The following is a 9,702-nucleotide window of genomic DNA, read 5'->3' as shown; positions in this document are numbered from 1 at the left end:
GATGGCCACTGCGGACAGTACTTCAGCGTCCTGAACAATGACTCCGAGTACGGATTATCGTTGCTGACCCGAGGCCGTCCCCGCGAGGGCGTGACACCCAGGTCATGCATCTTGGTCAGCAGCGTGACTGACTTCATTGGCGCGCCGTTGTCCGAGTGCAAGACCAGCGGCTGCTTCCAGCACTGCTCGCGGATGATGCTCCGTTGCAGCAACGCCGCCGCCCGTTCACCGCACTCTTGCTCATGCACTTCCCAGCCCACCCCTTTGCGGCTGTAGATGTCCTCTATCAGATAGAGGTAGTAATACTGGCCGCGCACGAGTGACGGCAAGTAGGTGATATCCCAGGACCACACTTGATTGGGCCCAGTCGCGGTATGGCTGGTTGGTACCGGCACATGACGCGGTGGCTGGCTCCGGCCACGCCTGTGCTGCTGGTCAGCCGCCCGCAAGATGCGATAGAAGCTCGACTCACTGGCCAAGTAGCGCCCCTGGTCGGCCAGCCGTGGCACAATTTGACTCGGCGGCAACGAGGCGAACTCCTGGCTATTGCAGACGTCCAGCACGGCCTGCCGCTCCTCTGGGCTCAATGCATGAGCAGGTATGGAACGAACCGCATCCGGTCGCCTATCGGCACTCAGCTCAGGCCCGGCCAACCAGCGCTGGAGCGTGCGCAGACTCAGCCCCAACACCTCGGCCGCAGGATGCTTGCGGGCGCCAGCTTCAAGCGCTTCGCGCCACCATGCAACGTATTGCTGCCGCTCTGGCAACGAGGTCAGTTGTCCTCGTCGACGTTGCTCCAGTAGGCATCGAGCTTTTTTTGCAATATCAGCAGAGCTGCCGCCTCGGCCAGGGCCTTGTCTTTGCGCCGCAGCTCTTGCTCCAGTTGCCGGATACGCTTCTTGTCCGCTTTGGCCTGTGCCTTCTCCGCCTGTTGTAAGGTACGAGCGGATTGCTGGCCCAGAATACAGGCTTGGCGCCATTGCTGGACTTGCTCGGGATAGAGACCCTTACGGCGGCAGTACTCACTGAGTTCAATCTCGGAAAGCGCAGCGGTTTCCAGCACGACGGCGAACTTGGCCTCGGCGGGCCATTCATCGGTCAGTTTGTTGTCCCCGGGCACAGGAGACCCTCCGTCTTTGGCGTGTTTGCGCCAATTATACAGAGTGACCTCGCTGATGTTTTCCTGCCGAGCCAACTCGGCCACCGACATATTGATGGGCGGCAGCAGCTTCTTGAGCAAAGCAGCCTTGCGCTCACTTGAATAACGAGCCATTCGACACTCTTTATCCGCCCCCGGTCTTCACATTTAGATTATTCAGATTAGGCGACAACTATTCTGACACCGGGGGGATGTCCGCCTTTCTCGGGGTTCGCTTCTTGGCCAGCGAATACACTACCGGCAAGACCCACAAGGGGCGGATCGATTCCCTCGGGATCGATGAGAATGGCTGCCCGGTGATCATCGAGTACAAACGTTACAGTAACGAAAATGTCATCAATCAGGGCCTTTTCTATCTGGATTGGTTGCTCGACCATCAGGCCGAGTACCGCTGGCTGGTGATGGAGATGCTGGGGAAAGAGGTGGCCGATAGCATCGAGTGGTCCGGCACCCGCCTGCTCTGCATAGCCGGTGACTTCACCCGCTATGACCTGCACGCCGTACAGCAGATCAACCGCAATGTCGAGCTGATCCGCTACAAGTTTTTTGGCGATGATCTGCTGATGCTGGAGTTGGTCAATGCGGTGACCAGCCAGATCAATAAACCCTCCACTCCGACTGAGCTTGGCTTGCCGCCATCGATACCTGTGAGTGAACCAGTCCAAGCCTCCAATGGCCATGTCCGTACCAATGCTGAACGTCTGGCAGCTGCCAGTCCTTCGCTGCGTACCCTTTATGAGTCAATGTGCGATTTTATTGAGGGGCTGGGTGATGAGGTGCAACGCAAGGAGCTCAAGGGAAAGTGCGAACAAGTATCCCACGAACAAAAAATGAAAATTTTAGTCATTTAATATCAATGGGTTACCATTAAATGCTCTCGTGCCATATGACTTATTCGCACCTTCCTTAACTGAATTTCTCTCATCGGGTCTGGTTCTCCACAAGATTGCAGAAACAGGCTGGTTCATCTCTCCTCATCACCCGACCACCGTGGCTAAGTTGGATTTCTCTCATCGTTCCTGGATCCCCATATATCGGTAGTAGGCATTGCAGGCTCCTTCGGAGCTGACCATGCAGCTGCCCATGGGCTGGGTCGGGGTGCAGCCCCGGCCAAAGACGTTGCACTGGTTCGGTTTGGCCAGGCCGCGCAGGATATCGGCGCACTGGCACGCCTTGTGGTCATCGATGGGAGTCTGATTGAGTTGAAAGTGACGCTCCGCATCGCGCCTGGCAAAGGCATCGCGCAGGCGCAGGGCCGAGGCGTTGATGTCCCCCAGACCTCGCCAGCGAAAGTGCTCGCGGGTCTCGAAAAAGCGCTCGACCAGCCGCTGGGCGGCTTTATTGCCGCTGGCGGTGACGGCGCGGCTGTACTGCACTTCCAGCGCGTAGCGACCCTCAACCTTCCCCCTGGCGCACCATCATCAAGAGCGCCTCCATCACATCCACCGGCTCGAAGCCGCTCACCACCACGGGTACCTGATAGCGATCGACGATGGGCAGGTAGATATCGGCACCTGTGATGACGCTGACGTGGGAGGGGCCGATAAAGGCGTTCACCTTGGCCACCTCGTCGGCCATCACCGCATGAATGGCGGGGGGCACCAGCACATGGTTGATATGAAACAGCAGGTTATCGATCCCTTGATCTTCAGCGGCAGCTAAAAGCGCGGCAGTCATTGGGGTAGAGGTTTCGAAGCCGATGGCGAAGAAGACCACGGTTTTTTCCGGGTTCTCTTTGGCGATGCGCAGGGCATCGAGGGGGTCATAGACCGGGCGGATATCGCTCCCCTTGGCGCGCTGCTGGGCCAACGTGCCTATGGAGCCCGGCACCCGGATCATGTCCCCCAGGGTGACCAGAATGACGCTCGGTTGACTCGCCAGCTCGATGGCCTGATCGATGCGCTCTTTGGGCATGATGCAGACCGGGCAGCCGGGGCCATGGACAAACTCGATGCTGGCCGGCAGCAGTTGGTGCAGGCCGTATTTCATGATGGTGTGGGTATGGCCACCGCACACCTCCATCACCCGCAGCGGCTCGGGCAGATCTTTGGCGAGCTCATTAATTTGGGCGGCGAGGGCGCGGATCACCCGGGGCTGACGAAAGCCCTGAAAGAGATCATTCAAGGTCAGCATGGCAAGATATCCTGTTTGGGCATCAGGGCCACCATCTGGCGGAAGCTCTCGAGGCTGGCCTGCGCCTCCGCTTCGTCAATCTTGCTCATCACAAAGCCGATATGGAGCAGCACATAGTCGCCCACCTGGAGGGGCTCCTCGAGCAGCATGCAGCTGACGCGCCGCTGCACCCCCAGGGTATCGACGGTGATGCAGTTATCTTCGGGGTGCAGCTGCACCACCTGAGAGGGGATGGATAGACACATGGATTTCAGGACTCCGACAAGGTGGCACAACCGGCTGTGGCAGGCTGGTACGTGGCAATATGGTGGATGGCAAACCAGAGCTGACCGGCGGCGATGCCACCGTCATTGAGCGGCAGGGTTTCGCTGGTCAATACCTGCTGGCCTGCGGCTTCGAGAGCGGGCACCAGCTGATCCATCAGCACCCGGTTTTGAAAGACGCCGCCCCCGAGCGCTACCGGATAGCCGGGGAAGCGCTCGGCCAGGGCGATGACCAGATTGCTGATGGCGCGGATAAAACCGGCGGCCAGGCTGGCGGTGGCGGTGCCTTTGCGCCGCTCGCTGACAAGGGTATGGATGAGCTCGGCCCACTCAATCTGCAGTGGCCCTTCCGCTGATTGGCTGAGATCAAAGGCGAGGGGGAAGTGCTGTTCATCGGGGGCCAGCTGCAAGGCGGCGGCCTCCAGCAGGAGTCCCGCTTCGCCCTCGTAATCGGGGGTGTCGATCACCCCCAAGAGCGCCGCCACCGCATCGAACAGCCGACCGATGGAGCTGGTGTAGGGGGCGTTGCGGCCAAGGCGCCAGAGCTGGTGCAGATTGTTGATCTGCCCAGCGGGCAGTTGCTTGATCGCCGGAATATCGAGGGCGCTGATCTGCTCAGGAGTGTGCGATTCGAACAGCAGCCCCAGCAACTGGCGCACCGGCTCGCGAATGGCCGCCTCGCCGCCGACAAGCTTGAAGGGGGCAAGGTGGGCAACCCGCTCAAATCCCTGAACGTCTGCAATCAGCAGCTCGCCGCCCCAGAGGGTGCCGTCATCGCCAAGGCCGGTGCCATCGAAGGCAACACCCAGCACCGGGCCCGTGATGTTGTGCTCGGCCATCACCCCCAGCAGGTGGGCGTGATGGTGCTGCACCTCGAGATGGGTTGCATTGTGATCGCGGCAATAGCCCTTGGCCCACTGGTGGCTGAGGTAGCCGGGGTGTCGATCCGAGACCAGCAGTTCTGGCTTGAGATCGTAAAGTTCGCGAAAGGTTGCCAGGGTCTGCTCGAAGTGCTCCTGCATCGGCAGGCTGTGCAGATCGTCGATATAGGGGCTGTAGATGCGCTGGCGGCCGAAGGCGAGCGCCAGCTGGTTCTTCTGCTGCGCCCCGACTGCCAAGAGCGGCGCCTTGACCGCCTCTTGCAGGCTGGGAGTGCAGGGGGCATAGCCTCGGGCGAGGCGCAACGTCTGGCGTCGCCCGCCCGCCCACTGCACCAGACTGTCGTCGCACGGGTGCAGGATGGGGCGGTTGTGATCCAGGATGCCGTCAATCTCGCCCCCGAGTTCCCTGACCACCGCCTCGCACTCGATAAGGATGGGGCTGCCGCGACCATTGGCGCTGGTGGCCACCAGCGGGATGGCGCAGGCGTCCAGCAGCAGCTGATGGAGCGGGGTATAGGGGAGCATGACCCCAAGGTAGGGGATGCCGGGGGCGATCCCCTCGGCCAGCGGCGCCGTTGTCAGTTGGGATTCTGACGGCCGATCATCGCTTTTTCGCTTGCGCAGCAAGGTGATGGGTCTGGCCTGAGAGGCGAGCAGCTGCCACTCGTCTTCGCAGCCGGTGACATGGAGCTTGGCCTTGGCAAGGAAGCCCATCATCACCGCCAGCGGCTTGCGCGCGCGCCGCTTGAGCATTCGCAATCTGGCAACACTCTGTTCATTGCGGGCATCGCATATCAGGTGATAACCCCCCATGCCCTTGACCGCAATAAGCTTGCCCGCTTGCAGGGCGCGGGCAGCTGTGTGCAGCGCATCCTCGCGCTCGGCCAGGGCATCGCCGTGGCCGCTGCGCCAGGTCAGATGCGGCCCGCACTCGGGGCAGCTCACCGGCTGGGCGTGGTAGCGTCTGTCCAGCGGATTTTCATAGGCTGCCGCGCAGCGCGGGCACATGGCAAAGCCGGCCATGGCGGTGTGGGGTCTGTCGTAGGGGAGGCGGCGGATAATGGTGTAGCGCGGGCCGCAGTGGGTGCAGTTGGTAAAGGGGTAGTGGTGGTGGCGATCCGCGGGGTTGGCCACGTCCCGGGCGCACGCCTCACACATTCCCTGATCCGGCGAGATGGCGACTGTGGCGGCGCTCTGCTGCTGGCTGGCTTTAATTCGAAACTGGCCATGAAATTGGCCATCGAAGTCGGGATCCTGATCTCGGGGCAGTTCCCGCTCGCTGAAATGATCGATACGGCTCAAGGGCGGCGCCAGTTCCCGCAGTTCTCGGGCAAAGCTGGCGAGCTGCTCAGGCGATCCTTCGGCGCCGATGGTGACGCCATTGGCATCGTTCAATACATAACCGGCAAGGCTGTGGCGCAGCGCCAGCCCATAGACGAAGGGGCGAAAACCGACCCCCTGCACGATACCGTCTATATGAAATTCCCGGCGCAGTCGAAGGCGTGTCGACGTGGTCATGGCGCCATCCAAAGAGGGGCCAGCGCCCCTCCCTGATAACCGGGGGGCAGGGAACCCTCCCTCATGACAGGGAGGCTGGGGAGGGCCGACAGGGGCGGCCATCCGGCGATCATCCTGGGGGATGTCATGCGATATCGAACTCCCATCTGCTGGCCTGCCGCCACGGCATGGGCCATCGGGTGCAACGAACGGGGGGCAACGGGCTGCGTCGCGATAGAAGGGGCGTAGCCTTGGCAGGAAGAGGAGGCCCTCGCCCTGTCACGGGGGCCAAGTTTACCGGGGCACTTGTCCCCAATACTTTGATCTCGCCCCTGTTTGAGTGCCAGATGCGGCGCTGCTTTGCGATCCTGTGAGCCTGCTCCGCCAGCGATCGGCGTGTGAGGGCAGGCGGCGCCACGCCCCCGGGGCGCTGAGCCGGCTCCTGAAGGGGGCAAATCGAGGATGGCGGGGCCAACACGCAGGTTTTATTGTTTGGTTTTATTTAACGATTATGGTCAATCGAGTAGAAAAATTGAACACATTGGAGGCTGTTTTACCCCTTGCGGGGGCTGGCGGGGGTCTGCCGGCCCTGAAAAACGGGGCCAGCCCGGTTTCCCGGTGCGTCTCGGCGGCGAGGCGCCTGCGGACGGGATCTGCCATTGGCGGCCCTGGGCTGGTATAGTCCTGCGCCAACAAAAGAGGTTGGAGAGACGGCTTGCCGATGTCCCTGGGGCGGCGCCTCTCTTCGCGGCATCAAAGGATATCCCCATGAAATTCAGTCCCCTGCTCGATGAGATGATGAAGGCGCTGCAGGTCTTGCCGGGCGTGGGCCCGAAATCGGCCCAGCGCATGGCGTTCACCCTGCTGGAGCGCGAGCGCAGCGGCGGTCTGCGTCTGGCCTCCCTGCTCAACCGGGCGCTCACCGAAATCGGTCATTGCAGCCACTGCCGCACCTTTACCGAGAACGATCGCTGCGAGATCTGCGCCAATCCCAAGCGCGAGGAGAACGGCTTGCTCTGCGTGGTGGAGAGCCCGGCGGACGTGGCCGCCATCGAGCAGACCGGCCAGTTCTCCGGCCGTTACTTCGTGCTGATGGGCCACCTGTCGCCCCTTGACGGTATCGGCCCTGAGGAGCTGGGGCTCGATATCCTGGAGCGCCGCCTGCAAGAGGAGCAGATCAAGGAGCTGATCCTCGCCACCAACCCCACCATCGAGGGGGATGCCACCGCCTGGTACATCGCCGACATGGCACGCACCGCCGGGGTGGAGGTGAGCCGCATCGCCCACGGCGTGCCGGTGGGCGGGGAGCTGGAGCTGGTGGATGGCACCACGCTCTCCCACTCCCTGATGGGGCGCCAGCGTCTGAGCTAAAGAGGCCACGAACCCCACCCCGGCCCTCCTCTTGGCAGGGGAGGGAGCAATGAACCCCACCCCAACCCTCCCCTTGGCAAGGGTGAAAGCAACGACCCCCACCGCACTCTTCCCCTTGGGAGGGGAGAGCAAGGCTGGCCCCGCTATTGGCTCCACGCTCGATCCCAATCTGACCCTCCTCGCCAGACAGGGGATGGCAGTGCACCTCCCCCTTGTGAAGGGGGAGGCCGGGAGGGGGTTGCCTGTGTGGGCCAAGCGAGGGGCCGGTGTGCAAATTTGCTCTCAAGTTTGCACGCAAGCCCCTTGATATTTGAAAGGCCAACCCCATCTAGCTTGGGAATCTGTTCAACCCGACGTTTTGAGGACTGGTCGATGACCCAAAGTGTTCACGCCGAAACCCACGGCTTTCAGACTGAAGTCAAACAACTGCTGAGCCTGATGGCTCACAGCCTCTACTCCAACAAAGAAGTATTCCTGCGCGAGCTGATTTCCAACGCCTCCGATGCGGCGGACAAGCTGCGCTTCAAGGCGCTTTCCGATGCCTCTTTGTTCGAAAACGACGGCCAGTTGCGCGTGCGCCTGGTGGTGGACAAAGAGAACAAGACCCTGACCATTTCGGACAACGGCATCGGCATGACCCGTGACCAGGTGATCGAGCACCTGGGCACCATAGCGAAATCCGGCACCGCCGAGTTCTTCAAGCACCTCTCCGGTGACCAGGGCAAGGATTCCCAGCTGATCGGCCAGTTCGGGGTGGGCTTCTACTCCGCCTTCATCGTGGCCGACAAGGTGACCGTGATCTCCCGCGCCGCCGGCACTGAGCCGAGCCAGGGCGTGCAGTGGGAATCCGAGGGGGAAGGCTCCTTCACCGTGGCTGACGTGACCAAAGCCGGTCGCGGCACCGACGTCATCCTGCACCTGCGCAGCGATGAAGAGGAGTTCCTGGACGACTGGCGCCTGCGCTCCGTGGTCAGCAAATATTCCGACCACATCAGCGTGCCGGTAGAGATGTTCAAGGAGGGCACTCCGGATCGGGAAGAAGACGGTGAAACCATCGTCGGTACCCCGGGGGAGTGGGAGCAGGTCAACCGCGCCACTGCGCTCTGGACCCGCAACCCGAAGGACATCAAGGACGAGGAGTATCAGGAGTTCTACAAGCACGTCGCCCACGACTTCGAAGATCCGCTGCTGTGGGGTCACAACCGGGTGGAAGGGGCGCAGGAGTACACCAGCCTGCTCTACATCCCGGCTCGCGCGCCGTTCGATCTCTACAACCGCGAACAGAAGCACGGTCTGAAGCTCTACGTGCAGCGCGTCTTCATCATGGACGACGCCGAGCAGTTCATGCCGACCTACCTGCGCTTCGTGAAAGGGGTGCTGGACTCCAACGATCTGCCGCTCAACGTCAGCCGTGAAATCCTGCAGGACAACAAGGTGACCGCCTCCCTGCGCAAGGCCTGCTCCAAGCGCGTGCTCACCATGCTCAACAAGCTGGCGAAAGAGGATGGCGAGAAGTACGCCAAGTTCTGGAGCGAGTTCGGCAATGTGCTCAAAGAGGGCCCGGCCGAGGATTACGCCAACCGGGAAGAGATCGCGAAGCTCTTGCGCTTTGCCAGCACCGCCGGCGAGGGCGAAGCCCAGACCGTCTCTCTCGAGGATTACGTTGGCCGCATGAAGGAAGGTCAGCAGAAGATTTACTACATCACCGCCGACTCTTATGCCGCTGCCAAGAACAGCCCGCACCTCGAGATCTTCCGCAAGAAGGGCGTCGAAGTGCTGCTGATGTGGGAGCGGGTGGACGAGTGGCTGATGAGCCACCTGACCGAGTTCGACGGCAAGCAGCTGGTCTCCGTCACCCGTGGCGAACTGGATCTCGGGGATCTGGAAGACGACGCCTCCAAGCAGGCGCAGGAAGAGGCCGAAAAAGCCAACGCCGGTCTGGTTGAGCGGGTCAAGAAGAGCCTCGGTGAAGCGGTGAAAGAGGTGCGCGTCACCCACCGTCTGACCGACTCGCCGTCCTGCATCGTCACCGACGCCCACGGCATGAGCACCCAGATGATCAAGCTGATGCGCGCCGCCGGTCAGCCGGTGCCGGAGCAGAAGTACATCCTGGAGCTCAACCCCGACCATGCCCTGGTGAAGAAGCTCGGCACCATCGAGGATGAGAGCCTGTTTGGCGAGTGGGTCTCCCTCCTGCACGAGCAGGCCCAGCTGGCGGAGCAGGGCGGCCTCAATGATCCGGCGAGCTTCGTCTCCCGTATCAATCGTCTGCTACTCCAGGCGTGATGTGATTGTGATTGGCCCACTGCATGACAGTGGGCTTTTTTTTGGTTCTTCGCGGGATCTTGGGGAAGTGGAAGTTGACAGACAGGGTGCTGGTAAACTGGCTGTCTCCAAA

The 9,702-nt window shown here is 61.6% G+C and carries 5 protein-coding genes and 2 pseudogenes; 3 read left to right on the top strand and 4 right to left on the bottom strand.

From position 1 onward, the window contains the following. Nucleotides 1-1,273: pseudogene (locus OKB81_RS17455) on the bottom strand (IS3-like element ISAs20 family transposase); the annotation flags it as partial. Nucleotides 1,274-1,377: 104 nt separating this feature from the next. Between OKB81_RS17455 and OKB81_RS17450 the strand changes: the two are divergent. Beyond that, nucleotides 1,378-2,010: a hypothetical protein gene (locus OKB81_RS17450; protein ID WP_270670422.1), complete on the top strand. Its 633-nt coding sequence runs from the start codon at nucleotides 1,378-1,380 to the stop codon at nucleotides 2,008-2,010. Between the two features lie 159 nt (nucleotides 2,011-2,169). On the opposite strand, the pseudogene hypD reads toward OKB81_RS17450, so the two are convergent. The 3 genes and pseudogenes from hypD to hypF form a co-directional block, all read right to left on the bottom strand. Further along, nucleotides 2,170-3,292, bottom strand: a pseudogene (hypD, locus tag OKB81_RS17445) (hydrogenase formation protein HypD). Further along, nucleotides 3,286-3,537, bottom strand: coding sequence for a HypC/HybG/HupF family hydrogenase formation chaperone (locus tag OKB81_RS17440; protein WP_160838896.1), 252 nt, complete (start codon nucleotides 3,535-3,537; stop codon nucleotides 3,286-3,288). The pseudogene hypD and the gene OKB81_RS17440 overlap by 7 nt, the downstream one beginning before the upstream one ends. A 5-nt stretch (nucleotides 3,538-3,542) precedes the next feature. Then, nucleotides 3,543-5,954: a carbamoyltransferase HypF gene (gene hypF / locus OKB81_RS17435; RefSeq protein WP_160838894.1), complete on the bottom strand. Its 2,412-nt coding sequence runs from the start codon at nucleotides 5,952-5,954 to the stop codon at nucleotides 3,543-3,545. A gap of 747 nt (nucleotides 5,955-6,701) precedes the next feature. Here hypF and recR point away from each other — a divergent pair. Together recR and htpG are read left to right on the top strand one after the other, a co-directional pair. Next, complete coding sequence (gene recR, locus OKB81_RS17430; RefSeq protein ID WP_010674419.1) at nucleotides 6,702-7,304, top strand: recombination mediator RecR; 603 nt, start codon at nucleotides 6,702-6,704, stop codon at nucleotides 7,302-7,304. A 372-nt stretch (nucleotides 7,305-7,676) separates the two neighbouring features. Next, nucleotides 7,677-9,590 (top strand): molecular chaperone HtpG, encoded by a 1,914-nt coding sequence (gene htpG, locus OKB81_RS17425; RefSeq protein ID WP_111896505.1) that lies wholly within the window; start codon nucleotides 7,677-7,679, stop codon nucleotides 9,588-9,590. Nucleotides 9,591-9,702: the final 112 nt, after the last annotated feature.

The organism is Aeromonas sp. QDB56 (assembly GCF_027705505.1).
GTDB lineage: Bacteria > Pseudomonadota > Gammaproteobacteria > Enterobacterales > Aeromonadaceae > Aeromonas > Aeromonas caviae.
Note: the sequence above shows the minus strand (reverse complement) of the source record. Positions and strands in the feature narration are given on the sequence as shown.

What these genes read in the sequence shown, in the direction of transcription:
- hypF (WP_160838894.1), bottom strand. Translation starts at nt 5,954, where the DNA reads ATGACCACGTCGACACGCCTTCGACTGCGCCGGGAATTTCATATAGAC.
- OKB81_RS17440 (WP_160838896.1), bottom strand. Translation starts at nt 3,537, where the DNA reads ATGTGTCTATCCATCCCCTCTCAGGTGGTGCAGCTGCACCCCGAAGAT.
- htpG (WP_111896505.1), top strand. Translation starts at nt 7,677, where the DNA reads ATGACCCAAAGTGTTCACGCCGAAACCCACGGCTTTCAGACTGAAGTC.
- recR (WP_010674419.1), top strand. Translation starts at nt 6,702, where the DNA reads ATGAAATTCAGTCCCCTGCTCGATGAGATGATGAAGGCGCTGCAGGTC.